This is a genomic window from candidate division WOR-3 bacterium (genome assembly GCA_013177935.1).
In the GTDB taxonomy this organism is placed as follows: Bacteria; Hydrothermota; Tepidihabitantia; order Tepidihabitantales; family Tepidihabitantaceae; genus Tepidihabitans.
The window spans coordinates 238,452-258,860 of sequence record JABLXZ010000001.1 but is presented as its reverse complement, the minus strand read 5'-3'; the positions used below and the strand labels follow the sequence as shown (position 1 = coordinate 258,860).

Sequence of the window (20,409 nt, the reverse complement as noted above, 5' to 3'; positions counted from 1 at the left end):
ATGGGCACTTTTCCGTCCTAATTTTTTGACCTTATCACCGTGCCGCACGCTTACTCCTCCTTCTCTTCTTCCGCCTCTTCCTCTTCGTTTTCAACTTCGGCTCCCTTACCAATCGGTATCCCCGAAATGTCCATACCCAGGGTTAGTCCCATATCTTCGAGAACCTTTTTCAACTCTTCCAGTGACTTTCGGCCGAAGTTCTCAATATCCAGCATCTCCTTTTCGGTATACTGCACCAGGTCAGCAATCGTCCGGATTGAAATCCGTTCCCCGGTTCGCTTGGAACGCCCCTTCTTCAAACAGTTAAGCGCCCGGTTTGACAACTCGAGTTCATCGATGTCCATCGCCAGCAATTCGGCAAGCCGGTCCCGGTCGCGATACACCCGCTCTTCTTCAATAAACTCCGGTTCCTTCTCCATCGGCACCAGAGCGCCCATATGATTCTTCAAAATCGTCGCCGACTGAATCAATGCCTCTTCCGGTTTCACCGTACCATCGGTCCACACCTCCAGCATTACTCGCTCAAAATCGGTCCGGTCCAGCACCCGCATATTCTCGACCCAGTAGTTTACCTTTTTCACCGGAGAAAAGAACGCGTCGAGGAAAATCGTCCCTTCTGGTACGGAGCGGTCCTTCTTCAGCCGCTCAGCCCGCACATAACCTCGGCCATTCTCAACAATCATCTCGATGTTCACCGCTCTTTTGCTATCAGAAATGGTCAAAATCTTCTGGTCCGGGTTGGCAATCACCACCTCCGGCGGCACCGTCAGGTCACGAGCAAAAAATGCCCGTTTGCCTTTGGCGTGCAGATAGCAGGCGCGAGGCGTTTCCGACCACAGGCGGAACCGAATTTTCTTGATATTCAGTATTATCTCCGGTACATCCTCCACGACATCATCAATCGTTGTGAACTCGTGGGTTACACCGTCGATACGAACCTCAACCACCGCCGCTCCTTGAACCGAAGAAAGCAGTGCCCGGCGCAGCGCATTGCCAACGGTAACTCCCCACCCGCGTTCCAGCGGTGCAATGATAAATTTGGCATAACTGTCAGTTGCCGTATCGGCTTCTATTTCAAATTTCTCGGGCATTACAAAAGGTTTCAGCTTCATTTTGAATAAAACTCCACGATTAACTGCATATTACAGGGAACATCCTTAACATCCTCATATTCAGGCAATCTGAGCACCTGACCGGTTAATTGCTGCTGGTTAACACTTAACCAGGGGACAACGGTTGGTTCTTTATTAGCGATAATTGCACTTACCAGCTTCTTTCCCCGTTCCGTTGCCACCGCAATAACCTGGCCGGCTTTTACCTGATATGAAGGTATATCTACTTTTTTACCATCAACCGTAATATGACCATGACGCACCAGTTGCCTTGCCTGAGCACGTGAATCGGCAAACCCCAACCGATAGACAACATTGTCCAGCCTTCGTTCCAGTAGAATTAACAGTGCCGCTGCTGTATTCGGACTCTTTGCCGCTCGAACAAAGTAGTTGCGAAACTGGGTTTCCAGAATTCCGTAAAGCATCCGCAGTTTTTGCTTCTCCCGCAACTGAATCGCATAAGCGGAAACGCGCCGGCGCACCGGCGCTGCCGCCTCCTCGCCGCGTTTCATCAGCACACATTTATCGGACAGACACTTATTGCCGCGCAGGAATAGCTTCTCCCGTGCCCGGCGACATCTTTTACATTTTGTTCCTATATCTCTTGCCATATTTCACCTGTGATTATAGAATCAGCAATCTTACTGTCAACAACACCCTAAACCCGCCGTTGCTTTGGAGGCCGACAGCCGTTGTGAGGAATGGGAGTAATATCCCGGATTGAAATGATGTCAAGACCAGCATTCTGTAAAGAGCGTATCGCTGCCTCTCGCCCCGGACCAGGACCACTTATTCGCACCTCGACCTTTTTCACACCCAGCGCCACTGCCTCTTTGCCTGCACTCTCTGCCGCCTGACCCGCAGCATAAGGCGTCCCTTTCTTGGCACCCTTGAATCCCACTCTACCGGCGGAAGACCAGCAAAGCACCGCACCGTTTGATTCCGCAATCGTCACAATAGTATTATTGAAAGTGGTCGTAATGTAAGCAACACATACTGGTGAGGCTCGTTTTCTCGAACTCTTTTTTGCCATAGGCTACTCCTTTTTCGCCGCGGTTCCAGCGGTCGCCTTCACTTTAAGCACCCCGGAGGTCTTACGGGGACCTTTTCTGGTTCGAGCGTTCGTCCGTGTCCTTTGGCCGCGTACCGGAAGCCGCGCCCGATGACGCAACCCCCGATAGCAACCGATTTCGATATAACGCTTGATGTTCGCCGCAACCTCAGCTCGCAGTTCACCTTCCACTTTGTACCCACTTTCAATCTCCTTCCGGAGCGCTGCCAGTTCTTCGTCCGTCAAATCACCAACCCGTTTGTTCGGGTCGATGCCGGTCGCAGCTAAAATCTTCTGCGCCGAAGCCAGCCCGATGCCGTATATCGCCGGCAGGGCATACAGTACTTTCTTACGGTCCGGTAAATCAACACCAACAATACGAGCCACTTATCCTCCTGATAATAAAGTTTGCTGATATCTTTTTGTTACTTTATAAAACAACGATAATTATACACAAATTAATAACTATCTGTCAACAATATCCGCAAGATACCGGGAAATCATCATATCGTAATTTCCCGTCAGTTCAAATGTCTTCTGTGCCAGTTCCCGGCGCAAACTTTCCGACACCTGACCGTACCGTGTCAACTGCTCAATAACCAGCGGGTAATAGTCCGGCTTTGGCACCGGGGTAACGAAAAACCAGTTCTTGGCTGCTGCCCGCAAAAGTGTTACCCCGCCAATGTCAATCAGTTCTACCATCTCTTTTAGACCGCGCTTTTCTTTGAGACCCTGGGCAAATGGGTAAAGATTACAGACCACAAAATCAATCGGCTCAATACTGCTATCATCACGATAAGATAGAATCCCGGCGGCAATTTTCGGATGAATCGTCTTTACCCTGCCCCCTAAAATCTCCGGAGCACCGGTCCAATTTGCCACATCGGTAACCGTTATCCCGGACTGTTTTAAAATTGCCGCGGTCTTTGAGGTGGCGAGAATACCGTAACCACAATCGGCTAACACCTGCGCCAGTTGTTCCGCCCCGGTTTTATCCCAGAGCGAAAAAATTGCCCAGCGACGGCTCACCTACGCCCCGAACTTTCCATAGCGCAAGGCATGGGCAAGGAGCAAGGGCATCAACTCCCGTCCATAAACAACACCAAGCGAACCACGCATACAGGCTCGCTCGCCAAACTCTTCAACCAGTGAATGAATCCGACAATAGCGGGAGTGAAGCATTATCGGCACCGCATGCCACGAATGGGCACCTAAAATTGCCGGTGTTGAATGGTCACCGGTAATACACAAAACATCAAAATTCAGCTCTACAATACGGGGAACAATCTGTTCGTCAAACCGTTCCAAAAGCTCAACCTTCTTCTCAAAATCCCCATCCTCGCCCGCCTGGTCAAACTCCTTAAAATGAAGATAGAAAAAGTCAAACTCATCACGATGTTTTGCCACCGCTGCCACTTCCTCCTCCCAGGTCCCGCCACATTCCAGCACCTCCATCCCCAAGAGCCGTGCCAGACCTTTGTACATCGGGTAAGCGGCAACCGCTGCTGCGCGCAGCTTATACCGTTCGGGAAATGGTGGCAAATTCGGCGGCAGGGAAAGTCCGCGCAGTAAAACCCAGTTCGCCCGTTCCCGATTTTTGAGCACGGCACCACTCATCTCAATAAACCGGTTGGCAATTACCGCCGCCTTCTCCGCATCCGGCACAAAGGGCTTTACCGCTAACGGGCTTTTCCCATCCTTACCCGGGTCAGAATCTGTTAGCCCATCCTTCAAACCCGGTCCAGAAAACACGACGACAAATCTATGCCCTTTACCCGCTTTTATCGTCACCTTCACATCGTCAATTTTCGGTATCGCATCCTGCAAAAGGGCACACAATTCCGCCCCTTCGACATCGCTCATCCGCTCTCCTGCCCTTTTTGCCCTTCGGTCGGTAATCACCCCATTTTTATCGATGGTGGCAAAATTTGCCCGGCAACACAAATCGGTCGGATTCGGTGTTAAACCACTTCCCAACGCCTCAAGTACCCCTCGTCCTACCTGATACTGTTCAGGATTGTAGCCGAAAATCGCCAGATGGGCGGCACCAGAACCGGGAGTCACTCCACGCGCTATCGGCACCAGAAGGCCGAGACTGGCAGTCACCGCCAGCCGGTCGAGATTTGGTACCCATGCTGCTTCCAGTTCGGTCTTGTCATGCTTGGGCAGACCACCAAGACCATCCAGCACCACTAAAAGTATCTTCTTATCATTCGACTCAATTGGGACTTTGCTGTAGTCAAACACATTCAAATCATAACTAAAATACCCCCTTTGTCAACCAACCACCGAACCATCCTTTTTTAACCGCTCGGTACTAAATTTAAGAAAAGTTTCGAACCGCTGCTTGAAATTTCTCCCGCCTTCGGGCAGAAGCCACACCGGAATTTTAACCCGCTTACCATCCTTTAGGAATATTTCCCAGACCTCTACCCGCCAGTTTTGATTAATTCCAAATGGTAACACCGGTCTACCCAGATGCTTCTTCACACTCTTAACCTCACCGGGCAAAATCACCCAGCGAACCCGCCACTCCTCATCCACCTCTTCGAGACACTCGTCACTGATAATCAACCTCTTACCCACCGAATGCCAGAAACCATCGGGGTCGGCACTGAAAACCACCAATCCGTAAACGCATAGAACAATACTCAACACAATCAAGAAAATACTGAATCTTCCGCCGCCCAGCACCGCAATACCAATTAAAATTGTCACACCGGCAAAGAGGCTGCCCGCAAAACTGGTACGATAGCGATATTCCAGTGGCAACGCCCGCTCCGGAGCACTAACCGCGGGCAAACTTTCGACACCTTCTGAACCCTGCCTTCCCATGAATCGAAATATTATACCAAAAATTTATCGGGAAATCCAGTTTAAAATTGGCCTAAAACTTACAGACTGCTTTCCAGCGCGACGCGGCTCTCGGTGAAACGGGCGCTGGCACGGCTTAATTTCCGCCTTCGTACCTCACACTTCCGAAGATATCCGCCCGCAACATTACCCTTGATTTCAAAATCCGCTTTATCACCGCTGGCAAACGCTCGTACCGAACTCTCATAGGCATCAAGCCAGGCAAGCCGGTCATTGGACTCATCCTCCAGCAACGCCAGAAAATCTCTGCCCGCAGTCAAAAATGCACTCCATCTTAAACCCTTTACCGACACAAAGTTCGTCATACTCTTCATTCGCTCCAGCCCGGCTTTTGCCTCACTTAAAAGCTTACGGGCACTGTCATTAACGACCCGCGCCATTCCGACCCGCCTTAAAACCTCCTCAGCACCATCCCGCTCCAGCACACCCTCCAGCACCAGCATCTCTGCCCTTTGCCACAGAACAACCGCAGTTCTGGCGCTTGAGTCAATCAACTGCGCCGTTGCTATTATCGTACTCTTTTGCCGCTCGGCTGGAGATATTACCGGCACGCTCGGTGCGCGGGCTCCAAATGTTTCCGCATCCTGCGGCACATTGCCAGTTGCTACCGTCTCCGGTTTGATACCAACCCCAACCATCATCCACCTCGGCTGAATTGTAAGTGTGAGCAACAAAGCACCACCCAGCAAAACAATCGTAAGTAAAAGCGCAAACCGACGGAACCGGGCGAGTTTTGCCAGACGCTTCTCATCCGGCTTGAACTCCAGTTTTCCTGGACCTTCGGGAAGATTCTCGTCAATCATAACTCATTATAGCCCTTTATATCCATTCACTACTCACCGCTCGGTGTAATAAACGATGTGCTCGCACATATCACCTCAGATAAGATATGCACTTATTCTCGTAATGTCAAATCTTATCAATCCTTCCATCTCGGTTGCTATCTATTAATAACATACCCCAGACTTTCCCGATGAATTTCAAACAAACAGTCGCGGGCAAAATCCAAGGCGAATCAGGTTAAGTTAGCACTATCGACATTTTGGTCACCATAACAGAACCGTCTGAAATGTAAGACACGAGTGAATTCAATTACAGTTCTGCAACTGAACCTGAAATTACTTTTAAAGACAAAGGGACAACTGAAACCACCTCCGGAACGACCCACTGGACCGTATAACATTCCACTGCTAGCGTGTAACTCACAATTTATTAATATGTTAACCAAATCGTTAACATCTTCGTATTACAGGCTCTAAATATAGTATGCCGATTTTATTTAGAAAGACTAAGAACCCGATATTCGCAATTATCATTCGCAACGGTCTCAAACAACCACAAACAGGACGATTTGTCGCCTGTAATGATGCTATCCAACCGGCTATAACCGCTCATTATTGACTTAATGTTTTGAAAAATGTATATATTACCTATGACCATAAGGTACAAGCCTGAAAACTCCGCTATCAGACCAGAGTTACGCTATTGAATATGAGCCTCGGAAATGGGCTATTTTCACTCCTTTTTGGTTTTTTGCCCGGCTCAATTCCTTTTGGTTTTCTCGCCGGCAAACTTGCCGGCATTGATATTAGAAAAAAGGGGTCAGGTAACATCGGGTTTACCAATGTCCAGCGTACCCTTGGTATCGGCTGGGCGATACCGGTCCTGATTCTTGACATCGCCAAAGGTTTATTGCCCACAATGTTTGCCCACAACATTGGATTAACACCGGTACTCGTTGGATTAGGCGCCATTGCCGGCCACATCTTCACCCCCTGGCTCGGATTTAACGGCGGTAAAGGCGTTGCCACCACAATCGGGGTTGCCGCTTTTCTCTGCCCCCGTAGTCTGCTTATCGCTTTGGTGGTTTATCTGTTAATCCTAATTATTTTCGGTTATGTTTCCCTCGCTTCGCTTTCCTTTGCCTTGCTTTTCCCGGTTGTAACCGGACTTTGCTATTGCTCGAATCTTCCCCTTTTGCTCTTTGCCCTCGGCACCGGTCTTATCATCTTCATTCGCCATATCCCCAACATCCGGCGCTTAATCAACAAAACCGAACCCCAATTTGGACTGTGGCGAAAACTTTTCAGGAAAGAGGAAATATGAAAGTCGCTTTTATCGGCGCTGGCCGCTGGGCACTCGCCTTAGCAATAAAACTGTTTGCAAAGAAAATCGAAGTCGCCCTTTACGATGTGAACGCCCGCAACATCGAACAGCTCAAAACCACCCACCGCCATCCTGACCTGCCGGAAAATGTACTTTTGCCCGATGCAATCAAACTTTCAACAAATCTTGAACTGGTAATAAACGAGGCTACGGTATTAGTTTTTGCCACACCTTCAGCAACTCTAATTGAAGCAGCGAAAACAATTCACCCCTTGATACCAAAGACAACGCGGACTCTGGTTTCGGTAAGCAAAGGTATCGAACCAACAACGCGACGCCGGCTTTCGGTTGCACTTCAATCAACCATTCCCTCCTTGCCGGTAGTTGTCCTTGCCGGACCTGCGATTCCCTACGATGTTGTTCAGGGAGACCCGACCTCCCTTGTCGCCGTGTCAGAAAATGAGGATGCTGCACAATTTGTTCGCGACCTTTTCACCACTTCCAACCTGCGGATTTACTATCACACCGATGTTGTCGGTGTTGAAATTGCTGCCGCCTTCAAAAATGTCATTGCCATCGCGGCGGGCATCATTGATGGATTGGGTCTGGGCATTAATGCCAAAGCCGCGCTTTTGACCCGTGGTCTGGCAGAAATCACCCGTCTTGGTCTGGCACTCAATGCCAACCCTTTGACCTTCTCCGGTCTGGCAGGAATGGGTGACTTGATTGTCACCGCCTTTTCTCCATACTCTCGCAACCACCAGTTAGGGCTGTTGGTGGGAAAAGGTAAAGACGCCCGCACCGCCCAGGCAGAACTTACCGGAGTTGCCGAAGGCGCGGTTACCGCCCTTACCGGACGAGAACTTGCCCATCAGATGCGGGTTGAAATGCCAATCACGGAAGAGGTTTACCGAATCCTTTATCAGGGAACTCAACCATTGGAAAGTATTGAACGTTTACTCAGTCGGCCTTTAAAAAAGGAGTTTTATTAAATGAGCCCTCAAAAATTTTATTCAGTTACACAGGTCTGCAAAAAATTGGGCATCCAGCCTCATACGCTGCGCTACTGGGAAAAGGAGTTTGAAATAAAGTTCAAACGCAACTCCGCGGGTCGGCGCATCGTATCATCAGAACAGCTCAAAAAACTGGAACTGATTCAGCACCTTCTCCACCGGGAAAAGATGACGGTCAAGGGTGCCAAACGCAAACTTGCTACGATGAATATAACCGAAGAAGAAATCCCTCAAACAAAAGATTATGCGCAACTCCTCCTCTGGCTAAAAAAACAGTTGATTGAACTGCGCGCCCTTTTAAAAAGCGACGAGAGCGCTAATTAGTTAGTACCCGATTAAGACAGTCCACTGATTCTGCCGTCATCAGCGATATCAATCTTCAAGGCATTCGGCTTCTTTGCCAGCCCGGGCAGTAGCTCCATTTCACCGGCTACCGGCACAAGATATCCGGCACCGGCTCGAATGTGGACCGCGGAAATGGTTATCTTAAAACCACTGCAGGCACCAAGACAATCCGGGTCATCACTCAAAGAAAGGGGCGTTTTGGCAATACAGATGGGGAGTTTATCATACCCCAGCGCGTAAATCCGCTTGATGTCCCGCTCGGCACGTGGCGTGTAAACAACCCGCTCGGCACCGTAAATTTTCCGGGCGACCGCTTCAATCTTATCCTCCACCCTCATCGCAGTATCATAGACCGGCTTATTATCGCCGGGTTTCTGTGCCATCTGTTCCAAAACCGCCTGACCCAGTTCCTCGCAACCTTTGCCACCGGCGCTGTGCGGCGCACAGATAACCGCCCGGACCCCTAACTCCTCACAAGACTTGACAATCAGTTTTAACTCGTCGGACGGATCGGTTTCAAATCGATTAACCGCTACGACCGGTTCCATACCAAGAGTTCGGCAGTTCTCAATGTGGCGCCGTAAATTTTCCAGACCCAGCCAGAGGTGGCGCAACAACCCCTTGCGGGCATCCGGCGCTCCACCCTGATGTTTCAAGGCGCGTAATGTTGCCACCAGAACACAACCGTCAACCTTGAATCCGCCAATCGGCGCCACCAGGTCAATAAACTTTTCCGCACCCAGGTCTGAGCCAAACCCGGCCTCAATCACGGTCAATTCGGAGAGCCGGAGCGCGGCATTGGTCGCGATGATTGATGCGGTACCGTGCGCAATATTGGCAAAAGGACCGGTATGAATCAGCGCCGGCGTATTCTCCGTTGTCTGAACCAGATTGGGTTTAATCGCATCTTTCAAAAGTGCCGCCATTGCGCCGGTCGCGCCAAGGTCACCGGCGGTAATCGGCTTGTCGTCGAAACTCAAAGCCACAAGAATCTGCGTCAGCCTTTTTTTCAAATCAGCCCGGTCGCGTGCCAATCCAAGAATCGCCATAACTTCCGAGGCTGCAGTAATAACACAACTGTCCTCCCGTGCCGGTCCATTGCTCTTGCCTCCTAAGCCAACAACCATTGAACGCATCACCCGGTCGTTCATATCAATTGTCCGGGGAAAGAATATCTCCCGCTCATCAATGCCAAGTGGATTGTCAAAATGGAGCGAGTTGTCCAGCATTGCCGAAAGCAAATTGTGAGCCGCGGTGACCGCATGGATATCACCGGTAAAGTGTAAATTGATGTCCTCCATCGGCAATACCTGAGAATAACCGCCACCCGCTGCCCCGCCTTTAATTCCGAAGACCGGTCCCAGAGAAGGCTGGCGCAGCACGACTATTGACTTTCTACCCAACCGATTAAACGCCATTGAAAGCCCGATTGACACTGTGGTCTTTCCTTCACCAAATTTAGTTGGTGTAATTGCGGTAACAAGCACCAGTTTACCGGTAGGCTGTGATTTAATTTGTTCCAGCAACCGGACCGAGAGTTTCGCCTTGAAATTGCCATAAGGCAGGATTAAATCCATATCGTTAATCCCCAACCCTCGGGCAATCTCCCAGATTGGTAAAAGTCTTATCTGCTGAGCAATCTCAATATCCGACAACATATTCACTCTCCTGCCAGTAATGCTGCACTGCCGAACATTGCGGCGGCAATTACCGTAGCGATGCTGAAGAAAGTAATCGCCGCAGTTGTCGCGTTCCGGCGATAAGCCCGCCGGGCTTCAATCGGCGAAAGACTCACCACCAGTGTCTCTTCCGGCGTCACCCGAACCCATCTTGTTCCGGTACGCACCGCCTCGCGCTCATAACTGGCAATAAGCCCAAAACGGTCCGTACCCAGCCCTTCAGGCGCAACCTTCTGCCAGAACACCTCGGGCGTCTCATCCCGGTATGCGAGGTAAACCTGTTTCGGGGAAAAGAGGCTGACAAAATGTTTACCCTGTATGATAGAAAACTCCTGCACCGGACCGTTAAGCACCAATTTCTTGCCATCAAGATAAACCTCAGCCGGAAATGTGTCTATCGCTATTTTAAGATAACCAATACCCGCGCCACCGTCATCAAAAGACCAATCAGCTTCCAGACCCTGTGATTCCTTCGCACCCCGCCCGGTGTCAACCGGACTCAGCGGAACTTCTATTCGAAACTGTCCCTCACCTTCATCAATCACATCAACCGACTTATCAGCATCTGCCCAAACCGAAGGCAAGAGAAAATTAATGGTTAGAAACAATGATAGCAATCGACGCATTATTTAATAAGTTTAACCTGCTCCACGAAATGTTCAATTTCGGCTTCGGTATTGTAAAAGTGAGGAGATACCCTTAACCAGTTTTCGCGCACCGCAACAACAAAACCCCTTTCCTCCAGTTGTTGCTGCAGTTGAACCATATTAGACCCATTGCGCCGAAAGGCAAGAATCCCGGCTCGCTGGGTTATATTCTCAGGTGTTAAAATCTCAAAACCCAGTGTGGTGATTCTCGCGCGCAGCAGTTCAATTAAACCGTTTATCCGACTGTTGATATTGTCAATACCAAATCCAAGTAGAATTTTTAACGCCGCCTGGAGCCCGTAAATACCGAGGTAATTCTTCGTGCCCTCCTCAAATCGCCGAGCACCCTTTTTTAATGGTCGAGGGGTAAAACAGTCGTTGAACTCCTGCCATTCACAGGAAAGCCAGCCCAGATTAAAGGGTTTAAGCCGGGGCAAAACCCGGGAATTTACATACATCACGCCAATACCCTGAGGGGCTAAAAGCCACTTTCCTCCACCTGCAACCACAAAATCGGCGCCGATTTTACCGAAATTAGTAGCAATTGCACCAAGACCCTGAATCGCATCAACAATAAAATATATCCCGCGTTCCTGACAAAACCGGCTAACCACCTCAATATCAAACCGAGCGCCTGACAGAAAATGGACCCAGTCCAAAGCAATCGCCCGGGTGTGCTCATCAACCAGACGAAACACACACTCTGGTCCCTCAGTGAGTTCGACACTGGTAACAAACCGTTTTTCAACCTCTGGTAATAGCAGATGATACGGGTAAGAGTTTGAAGGAAAACCGTCCTTCATCATAATCATATTGTCATCCCGCTCCCAGGGAATCGAACCGATTGCAATGATAATTCCACTTGAAGTGTTTTTTACAAAGGCAACCTCCGCCGGCTTTACCCCCATTAACCGCGCAACCAGGCGCCGGGTCTTCTCAACAACACCTTCCGCCTCCTGATATGGCACCGACCCATGTTCTGCCGCTTTTTTACAGAACCTCTCAATTTCCCGGATAACCGGTAAAGGCAACGGTCCGGTACCGGCATGGTTCAGATAGACCAGTCGGTTTACAACCGGAAAGAGCGTCCGGATGCGTTCCACTTTTTGATTTAACATCTCGTTCAATTTTCCTTGTTAAAATTACAATGTCAATTTATGTTGACTTTTATACCCGATGGGTATAATAGTTAAGTGCGCGGAATGACTTAATAGAGGTCCCCGTGCAAGGAATAAATGGCTATCTATAATCCAAAAGGAGGCACAACAATGCAGCGTCTAACTATCGTCGTACTGACGCTGGTTGCCGCCTTCACCGTCTCCATCGGAGGCAGTATCACCCGTAGTTTCAACTACCCGGTCGATGCCCTCCGGATTGAGACCGAAGACGGCTGGACCAAAGTGGACTTCGGAATAGCAGCCCATCCGGGCAGGCTCGGCGAACCCGATTTACCCGTCCTGCCCTATCAACTGGTTATACCAGCCGATGCCGAAGTCACAAACATAGAAATTGTATCGTACAAAGAACAACCGGTCCCCGGCTCTTACAAAATATTGCCGGTCCAACACCCCATTCCCTGGAAAAAAGATTACGAACCAATGCCCTTCGTACCACCCGACCCGAAGATTTATGAACGCGATGCAATCTGGCCCGCTCAACCAGCAACCTTTGCCCATATCGGCAACAAATCCGGTTACCGCATTGCCAGTTTTCTCGTTTACCCGGTACGCTACAATCCGGTTGAGGGTAAACTCTATCAATTAACCAGCATTACCGTCCGGCTTAACTACGAAACCGGTAAACGCCACACCCCGGCGTACACCGATATGCAGATTAAGATGTTTGGCGACCAGGTAAAGATGCTTGTTCTTAATCCGGAAGATGTCGACCGATTTGCTCCGCCCCGACGGACAAAAAGTTCTGGTTCCCAATTCCTTGAACCCGGCGAATACGAACATCTGATTATCACCAGTCAGCAGTTTGCCGACTCATTGAAATGGCTGCGTGACTGGCGCACCCGACTAGGCTGGCGCTCAAGAATCGCCATCCTCGAATCAATCTGTAACACCTATCCGGGAAGAGATAATGCAGAAAAAATGCGCAACTTCATTAAAGATGCCGACACCACCTGGGGAATCATCTATGTGTTTATCGCCCGTCCTGACTATCCCGCCAACTACTATCGCGTGTGCTATGTGTACGGTTATAACTTTTACTCAGATATGTACTTTTCCGACCTTGATGGAACCTGGGACCGCAACAACAACAACATCTTTGGTGAGAATGCCGACTCGGTTGATGGTTACGCTGATGTCCATGTCGGAATGATGACCCTTAACCAGTTTTCGGAAATCGCCAATGTGCGCAGCAAAATTCTGCGTTATGAAACTGCACCCGACACCACGGGCGAATGGTGGCACAAAATACTGCTCCCCAACGGAGTGGCATTTTCCAACAACTACAACGACTCAATCGCCAACGCCTCACCATCCCCGCCCTGGTTTGACCTGAAGATGTACTACTCGGGTGGAATGGTCCAACCCACACCGCAACGCTATTGTGACTCTCTGAACTCCGGCTACACCTTCACCGCGGTCATTGCCCACGGCGATCCCGATGTTTATGACCTGAACGGCTATGTCACCTCACAAATGATGCTCAACCTCACCAATACCAACCGCCTCAACTGCATCACCGCGGTCTCCTGCAATGTAGGCCAGTGGGACCAGGGTTCAACCAACGGCGACTGTATCGCGGAAAATATGTTCAACCATGCGCCCAACGGATTTATCGGCGTAATGATGAATTACGAATCAGGCTGGGTCAATGTTGCCGAAAAACTCAACTACGCCATCGGCTATGGATTTCTGAACTTCCGGACCAGCCGGAAAGTTCATCAGGGTGAGATGCTTTCCTATGGTCGTGACTACTGGGTGCCGGTTATCCTTGACTCCCAGAAGTACCGGATGGAGATTATGGAGCGACACCTGTTCGGTGAACCGGCAACGCCCATCTGGTCGGCAAAGCCTTTCATTGCTCAGGTAACCAAACCGGGTGCCATCAACATTGGCAACAACATTCCCGTCACAATCACCGTACAGAACCCGGGCTTCGCACCAGTGGAATCGGCAATGGTTGTACTGCAAAAACCGGGCGAAACCTTTGTTCGGGGCTTCACCAATGCTTCAGGTCAGGTTACCCTTCTTGTCTCCTGCCCAACTCCGGGATTTTTGCAAGTGGCGATTACCGGTGCCAACAACATCCCGTATCTTGACTCAATTGTTGTGATGTCTTCGGGTCGCTATGTTGCCTATCTCCGCCACTCAATCAACGACTCCGCACCGGGTGGCAATGGTGACGGTATCATCAATCCCGGCGAATCGTTCCGGATTCCCACCTGGGTCAAGAACTACGGTAGCCTCCAGGCAAACAATGTTACCGCTCGACTCCGCACCCACACGGCTGGTGTAACCATCACCGACTCGGTTAAAACCTTCGGCAACATCCCGGCAGGCGACTCAGCGTTGAACAGCCAGGGGTTTGCAATGACCGTTGCCCAGGGTCTGCCCAATGGTTATGCCATTCCCTGCTCACTAATCTGTAAGGATGCTCTTGACTCAACCTGGGTCTCCTATGTTACATTCTATGTTGGCGCGCCGGCAATCGGCTTTGTTGCAAAAACGGTTAAGGACTCTATGGGAAGTCAACCTAATGGCAGGCTTGACCCGGGAGAAACTGCTGACCTCGAAGTTACCCTTGCCAATACGGGCTTGGGCAATGCTTACAATGTCCGGGCAGTTCTCCGTTCGGGCGATTCAAGACTCACTGTACCGGATTCCGTGGCACTCTACGGTACAATCCTCGTTGACTCATCCCGAACAAACTATTCTGACCACTTCACCATCACTGCCGCCCCATCGATTTTACCGGAAACCCCAATCTCCTGTACCCTTAACATCTATGCCGACAACGGTTATTTCAGTCAAGCAACCTTCACAATTGTCGTCGGCGAAATCCGGTCAATCGACCCGATTCCAGACAACAGCAATCCGCCCCTCTACTGGTCATACGATGAAGTCGACACACTTTATCCCCCGCATCCCGAGTTCAACTGGGTGGAAATCAGAAACCTGGGTACAAGGCTGACTTTAAGCGACGACCAGACCGTCCAGATAACTCTGCCATCATCGTTTGGTCCATTCATCTTCTATGGCCAGTCTTACAACCAGATATCTATCTGTTCCAACGGCTGGATTGCACCAGGCTATTCAACGGTTACAACTTATACTAACACCTCGCTACCCAACACATCAATGCCACCGCTACTTGCTGCCAACTGGGACGATTTGTATCCACCAACCGGTAACGGCGTCTGGTACTATCACGATGCCGCCAACCACCGATTTATCATTGAATGGGACTCAGTACATTACTTCGACCCCCGCGGGCAATGGGATAAGTTCCAGATTATCCTCTATGATACAACCCTCGCTGCCGAAGATGGTAACTGCCGTTTTGTGTTCCAGTACCTCACCGCAAATCAGCCCGGAACTTCAGCAACCGTGGGCATCCAGGACCCAACAAGAACAAAGTACATCCAGGTATTGCTCGATGGTAGTTATCACCGTGGGGCATCACCCTGGGTTTCCGGACATGCGATTAAGTTCTCTACCGACGTGCCCACCGGAGTCAGCGAAGATTATGGCGCAATCCTCCTCGGTAAAGGAAAAATCCTTGCTGTCGCTCCCAGTTTGTTCCCCCGCACAACTTCAATCCACTGGCTAATTGCCAAAGAGGGTTATGTCGACCTGAAGGTGTTTGACGCGACCGGCAGGGCGGTCAAAACAATCGCCTCCGGAAAAATGACAGCGGGCAACTACTCAGCAATGTGGAATGGCACCGATGATGCGGGCAGACAACTCAGCAATGGCGTTTACTTCATCCGTCTGCAAACACCAGAAACCTCAACCAAGGTGAAAACGGTTATCACCCGTTAAAGAAAAACAACAAAATGGTGGGGCGGAGAACTTCTCCGCCCCATTTTCTTTATGCTCTATTGCGAAATAGACAACCTTGGATATTTTAAGGTTTACGAGAAATCCAGGCTTGATAATCGTTGATGTCCCGGTCGAGCAGGAGCCGACGCATCAATACCGTAAATTTCCCCTTTGCCGGCAATGGTTCCCGGTTTGCCTCCAGCCGTTTAATCACCGTAAGCAAGAAAAGTATTAAACAAAAAACGGTAACTTCTGTTGGTTTATGAAGCAATAACGCCAGAACAGGTGAAAGGGCAAGGAAGATAAAAACCATTATCGCACCGGCTCGCAAAATTTTCCCTAACCCTAACGCGATTAAAATCCATATTGTACCAATTGGGAATATCGGCAGCAAAGAACCAAGAATCACACTCACACCCCTCCCACCTTGAAAACCAAGCCAGACAGGCCAGGTGTGTCCAACAAACGCGCCAATACCAATCAGTAGCGGGAACGGCGAGTTGGGTAAAAGAACCGTACCGACAGAAACCGGAACAAGCGCCTTAAGGATATCAAGGATTCCAACCAGCACCGCCGCTGGTTTAGATACAAGAAAACCAACCATCGAGCCGGAAACGGTGCGGCTGCCATAGTGGCGCATATCAATTCCCCTCCAGGCTCGAACCAGAAGCCAGGAAAAGGGCATTGAACCAAAAAAGTAGCCCACCAACAGCGCCAATCCGAAAAAGAGTAGTTTCATATGTTATGAATTTGACCGTAGCGAACAAGAAACCCGTGTAGCCCAACGCTCCTCAATACCTTAACATCGAACCAGAATTGCCCAATGTTCAACTCAAATTCTGCACGCCGCTGACTGATTGCCTCTTCGGTTTTTTCACGCAGGAGTCGCACTACCTCAGCAGGAAAAATCTTTTCAAGACCGGTTACTTCCGACGCCAATCTCTCGTAAACCCAATTAGAAGCGAAAATCACCGTGCCCTGGGAATCAAGAACAAGTAGCGAGTCCTCACCGGTCCGGACATAACTTTCAAATGCCCGCTGAATCAAACGCAACCTTTCCACCTCCCGTTGTAGAGTTTGATACCGGTGATGGGCACGGTACCACATTATGGGAAACAGCACCGCGTAGGCAACCCAGTTAGCAAAAAAGCGCACGACATACCCTGGAACCTTTCTTGCCCAGTTGAAAGTCCGGGCAAAACGAAAACGATAAATTTCTCTTTTTCGCTTTGCCAGCCGGGTTGGCGGTTTGGGCGGCACCGCATAACCAAATCGTGCGGCAATCCGTAACACCTCCTGCTCCAGACCTTCGGATACATGGATATGGAAATGGGTTGTCCCATCCACTACATTAAAGGTCATCTTGGGATTGGGCAAACGGTTATCAAGCATAAGGAACGCTTTATTTAACTCCTCAGCGACCTCACCCTGAACACAGCCTTCGACACAGAAACCGCGCAACTCAGGAGGTTGATGGCGATAAATGAGCCGCTGTGCTAACTCCCCATGGCGCTGGGCCTCTTTTAACACCAGCTGATAACGCGCCTTCAGCCTTGGGTCGCGAGCAATACCCAGGGTGCGCAACAGTGCCCACAAAATTAGTGTGAATCCAAATCCACCCGCATCAACCAGCCGTTCCTGCCGTAAAATCTCGACCTCCTGTACCTTAGGATTTAACAGTTCTTCGGTTGCGGCAAAATAGGCACTGGTCAGAACATTGCGCAGTGTGGGTCTCTGTTCAAACGCCTTTTGTGCTGCCTGGTCGCAAGCGCGCATTACCGAAAGGATAGTCCCTTCTTTCGCTTCAGAACCAAAATAAGCGTAGCATCGGTCCGTACCTGCCTTTAAGGCTTTAACCAGAGTTTCAACTGTTAAATCTGAGCCCGGGTTATGTCTCTCCACATATTCACTCAACCCCAGAAAGTAGGCGGCAATTGCTCCGCCTGAATATCCGCCCCCTTTTCGGGCAATTCCAATCGCAACCTGTTTTAGCATCTGTCCAAAGGGTAGAGAAACATCGATATCCACTCCCGCATCAGTAAGCGGAGATAGCAAATTGGAACCGGTATCCCCATCTCTAACCGGGAACACATTTATTGCATTTACCGTTCGTTGAAAGATTTTAAGTTCTTTTTGGGCTTCGTTAAGGAAGTGTAAAAACACCGAAGTGGAAATCGTCTCGTAACCTAACCCAAGAACCCCAAACGCCACAAGCGCCGCGCCAGCATGGACCCCGATTACTGGACTCGCCGGTTGAAACAAAACCGGCTCAGCCAAAGCAAACTCCGATTGGTTCTCGATAATCTTTCTTAACCGTTCGGCATCAGGCATAACCTCAGAACCGGTCCAGGAAACCTGGGCAACTATTGGCTCCTGAAATCCCACCCGCTGTCGGATTGTGTCCAGGACAAACCTCTCAAACTGGCTTTTTCGCACCAATGCCATGGTCCGGGGTTTTTCGCTTTCCAGGATAAAGAATGGCAGCAACCGGAAAATTTTCAAAAATGGCTGCGCGATCGTAGTAAGTAAGGCCGGAATTGGCACACGACCCGAGCGTCGTAACCGCCGCACATCAAGTAAACAACCGCATACAAAACCCTGGCCAAGTTTATCCTCAACGAATTCCAGGACTTCATCAATGCTTTTGCCTTTCATCGCGTACACCGCAGTAGTTCGTGCTAAAATACTCAATGTAATAAACGCCTGTTCCCCAAAAACGACAATCCGATTGGGGTATTTTCGGCTCAACTCCTGTACCGCCTGTCGGGTGTTGTCGTACACGCCGGAAAGTTGACCGCTTACAACAAAACAGACAAGGTCACAATCATACTTCCGAATTACCGATTCAAGAATCTGCTTTATTTCCCAGGGACTGCCCGCATGCGTTCCCAGAACAAGCCGCCGACTTTGCCGGGCAGAAATTAACTGATACAGAGCCTGGTAATCTCCCTGTTTCAGGCGATTTTCCGTCTCCTGGGGTAAACCGGTAATATGAATAATCGGTAGAACTTCAATACCCAGTTGTGCCTGTTCTTCCGGACTGAAGTTAACTGTGCTGTCAACGGCAATTCGAACGGGACGGCTCATTGCCGTACCAACAACTTTTGCCGAACGGTTCTTCCCCTTTCCCCAGATATCATAAAATAAACCCCGGGCTGCAATTTATTCGCCCGCCTACCGGTAATGTCATAAATTGTTCCTCGCCCCCGTTCAATTGTCATCTTTATTGGTGCCTCTAACTCATTTACCGCTGATACCACACTATCGCCCTCAATACAGTAAACATAACCAGGCGATTCCCGATACTGATTACCCGCGATGACATCGTCCCGCATATCACCATTAACATCAGCGATACTCCGCACTGAATTTACCCAACCCCCGGTTGCATAGTTCCAGATTAGCGTCCCATCTCTGCCACTTAAACAATAAACATTACCATCACCAGAACCACCAACCACATCCGGGACACCGTCGCTGTTGACATCACCAATAGGGTAAACTGTCCAGACATCATCACCTACTGATGTGCGCCACAGCTGTGTTCCACTTCGTCCATCAAGAACTATTACTGCGGAATTCCAGGAGCCGACAATCACCTCCGGAGCTGAATCGCCGTTGATATCTGCCAGTAGCTCAATCCTCATCCCGTAATTGCCGATATTGGTGGACCAGATTAACTGCCCGGTGCTACCCTCCAGGCAATACACATAATTACCCCAGGTTGAAGCAACAACATCATCGATGCCGTTGTTATTAACATCAGGAATAGAACGCACACAATAAACATCACCGGCAGCAAGGTAAGACCAGAGAATCTGAGGTTGATTACCACGACTATGGCCACTGATGCAATACACATGACGGTCGCGACTGTTACCCCAGGCACCAGCAACCGCATCGGCATATCCATCACCATTCACATCCCGAATGGCACACACCGACCCAATCGCGTCGTCGGCATAGAACCGCCAGAGGATTGTTCCTGTGGCTCCCGAGAAGCAGAAAACAGTCTGACAATAGGTACCGGTACCGGCTAAAACCTCGTAAATAGAGTCGCCGTCAACATCGGGTAGCGGTGTAACGCTATAAACCCACCCTGAAGCAATTGAGTCTTGATAGGTATCATACGACCATAGAATCGCACCATCTCTACCGCTGATAGCGAAAACTGTTCTACCGCCCCAAGCAGTTCCCAACAGCGCATCACCCAAACCATCACCATTTAAATCCGGCGCCGCTGAAACGCACTGGTCTCCCCAACCACCACTGTTACTAACACCACCCGAGGGCCAAACTGCCCAGACTGTATCACCTGACGAACCGGAAAGACAGAAGAAGTGTGCGACACCGCTGGCACCGGCATCGAAAGATTCGGCAAGAACATCATTCACACCATCGCCATCAACATCCCAGAATGGTGCAACACATTCTATGTCATCAACACCCTGGAATGACCATAGTAAATACCCTGGACCAGGGAAAAAATGCTGTGATGCGCGAGAATTCTCAATGACTGAAACATTTTTTTCTGGTGTTAGGTCTAAGACCAATACCAATATGCACCACATCGCTAAATTCATAT

18 protein-coding genes are annotated in these 20,409 nt (G+C 49.9%); 4 read left to right on the top strand and 14 right to left on the bottom strand.

What is annotated here, in order from left to right; translation table 11 throughout:
* Window positions 1-50 precede the first annotated feature (50 nt).
* The 8 genes from HPY86_01225 to HPY86_01190 form a co-directional block, all read right to left on the bottom strand.
* Window positions 51-1,112 (bottom strand): DNA-directed RNA polymerase subunit alpha, encoded by a 1,062-nt coding sequence (locus HPY86_01225; protein ID NPV13540.1) that lies wholly within the window; start codon window positions 1,110-1,112, stop codon window positions 51-53.
* Window positions 1,109-1,723, bottom strand: coding sequence for a 30S ribosomal protein S4 (gene rpsD, locus HPY86_01220; protein ID NPV13539.1), 615 nt, complete (start codon window positions 1,721-1,723; stop codon window positions 1,109-1,111). The genes HPY86_01225 and rpsD overlap by 4 nt, the downstream gene beginning before the upstream one ends.
* 47 nt (window positions 1,724-1,770) lie before the next feature.
* Entirely contained in the window at window positions 1,771-2,145 is a 375-nt protein-coding gene (gene rpsK / locus HPY86_01215; GenBank protein NPV13538.1) for a 30S ribosomal protein S11, read from the bottom strand.
* 3 nt (window positions 2,146-2,148) lie between these two features.
* Window positions 2,149-2,550 carry a 30S ribosomal protein S13 gene (rpsM, locus tag HPY86_01210; protein ID NPV13537.1) on the bottom strand — a complete coding sequence of 134 codons (402 nt, stop codon included), beginning with the start codon at window positions 2,548-2,550 and terminating at the stop codon, window positions 2,149-2,151.
* Window positions 2,551-2,628: 78 nt separating this feature from the next.
* Window positions 2,629-3,192, bottom strand: a complete 564-nt coding sequence (locus HPY86_01205) for an IMP cyclohydrolase (GenBank protein ID NPV13536.1) — start codon at window positions 3,190-3,192, stop codon at window positions 2,629-2,631.
* The gene (locus HPY86_01200; GenBank protein ID NPV13535.1) at window positions 3,193-4,416 is read right to left on the bottom strand and encodes a 2,3-bisphosphoglycerate-independent phosphoglycerate mutase; all 1,224 of its coding nucleotides are present in this window, start codon (window positions 4,414-4,416) and stop codon (window positions 3,193-3,195) included.
* A gap of 24 nt (window positions 4,417-4,440) precedes the next feature.
* The gene (locus HPY86_01195) at window positions 4,441-4,998 is read right to left on the bottom strand and encodes a hypothetical protein (protein ID NPV13534.1); all 558 of its coding nucleotides are present in this window, start codon (window positions 4,996-4,998) and stop codon (window positions 4,441-4,443) included.
* 59 nt (window positions 4,999-5,057) lie between these two features.
* Window positions 5,058-5,840 carry a hypothetical protein gene (locus tag HPY86_01190; protein ID NPV13533.1) on the bottom strand — a complete coding sequence of 261 codons (783 nt, stop codon included), beginning with the start codon at window positions 5,838-5,840 and terminating at the stop codon, window positions 5,058-5,060.
* 688 nt (window positions 5,841-6,528) lie between these two features.
* Between HPY86_01190 and plsY the strand changes: the two genes are divergently transcribed.
* Genes plsY through HPY86_01175 form a run of 3 tightly spaced genes read left to right on the top strand, consistent with a single transcriptional unit; the run spans window position 6,529 to window position 8,480 of the window.
* Window positions 6,529-7,143: a glycerol-3-phosphate 1-O-acyltransferase PlsY gene (gene plsY / locus HPY86_01185; GenBank protein ID NPV13532.1), complete on the top strand. Its 615-nt coding sequence runs from the start codon at window positions 6,529-6,531 to the stop codon at window positions 7,141-7,143.
* Entirely contained in the window at window positions 7,140-8,135 is a 996-nt protein-coding gene (locus tag HPY86_01180; protein NPV13531.1) for an NAD(P)-dependent glycerol-3-phosphate dehydrogenase, read from the top strand. The genes plsY and HPY86_01180 overlap by 4 nt, the downstream gene beginning before the upstream one ends.
* Window positions 8,136-8,480, top strand: coding sequence for a MerR family transcriptional regulator (locus tag HPY86_01175; protein ID NPV13530.1), 345 nt, complete (start codon window positions 8,136-8,138; stop codon window positions 8,478-8,480). It begins immediately after the preceding gene.
* Between the two features lie 11 nt (window positions 8,481-8,491).
* On the opposite strand, the gene HPY86_01170 is transcribed toward HPY86_01175, so the two are convergent.
* The 3 genes from HPY86_01170 to HPY86_01160 are packed head-to-tail and all read right to left on the bottom strand — an operon-like array spanning window position 8,492 to window position 11,945.
* Window positions 8,492-10,159 carry a formate--tetrahydrofolate ligase gene (locus HPY86_01170; protein ID NPV13529.1) on the bottom strand — a complete coding sequence of 556 codons (1,668 nt, stop codon included), beginning with the start codon at window positions 10,157-10,159 and terminating at the stop codon, window positions 8,492-8,494.
* A gap of 2 nt (window positions 10,160-10,161) precedes the next feature.
* Window positions 10,162-10,806 (bottom strand): hypothetical protein, encoded by a 645-nt coding sequence (locus HPY86_01165; protein ID NPV13528.1) that lies wholly within the window; start codon window positions 10,804-10,806, stop codon window positions 10,162-10,164.
* The gene (locus HPY86_01160) at window positions 10,806-11,945 is read right to left on the bottom strand and encodes an aminotransferase class V-fold PLP-dependent enzyme (GenBank protein NPV13527.1); all 1,140 of its coding nucleotides are present in this window, start codon (window positions 11,943-11,945) and stop codon (window positions 10,806-10,808) included. Before HPY86_01160 ends, HPY86_01165 begins: the two co-directional genes overlap by 1 nt.
* Before the next feature lie 150 nt (window positions 11,946-12,095).
* Here HPY86_01160 and HPY86_01155 point away from each other — a divergent pair, with 150 nt between their 5' ends.
* Window positions 12,096-15,824: a hypothetical protein gene (locus HPY86_01155; GenBank protein ID NPV13526.1), complete on the top strand. Its 3,729-nt coding sequence runs from the start codon at window positions 12,096-12,098 to the stop codon at window positions 15,822-15,824.
* An 85-nt stretch (window positions 15,825-15,909) separates the two neighbouring features.
* Here the strand turns inward: HPY86_01155 and HPY86_01150 are convergent, their stop codons facing one another.
* From HPY86_01150 to HPY86_01140, 3 genes are read right to left on the bottom strand one after another with little or no spacing between them, the layout of a single operon-like run.
* A complete protein-coding gene (locus tag HPY86_01150; protein NPV13525.1) occupies window positions 15,910-16,563 on the bottom strand; it encodes a glycerol-3-phosphate acyltransferase in 654 nt (217 codons plus the stop codon).
* Window positions 16,560-18,911 (bottom strand): DAK2 domain-containing protein, encoded by a 2,352-nt coding sequence (locus HPY86_01145; GenBank protein ID NPV13524.1) that lies wholly within the window; start codon window positions 18,909-18,911, stop codon window positions 16,560-16,562. The genes HPY86_01150 and HPY86_01145 overlap by 4 nt, the downstream gene beginning before the upstream one ends.
* Entirely contained in the window at window positions 18,908-20,407 is a 1,500-nt protein-coding gene (locus tag HPY86_01140) for a PQQ-like beta-propeller repeat protein (GenBank protein ID NPV13523.1), read from the bottom strand. The genes HPY86_01145 and HPY86_01140 overlap by 4 nt, the downstream gene beginning before the upstream one ends.
* Window positions 20,408-20,409: the final 2 nt, after the last annotated feature.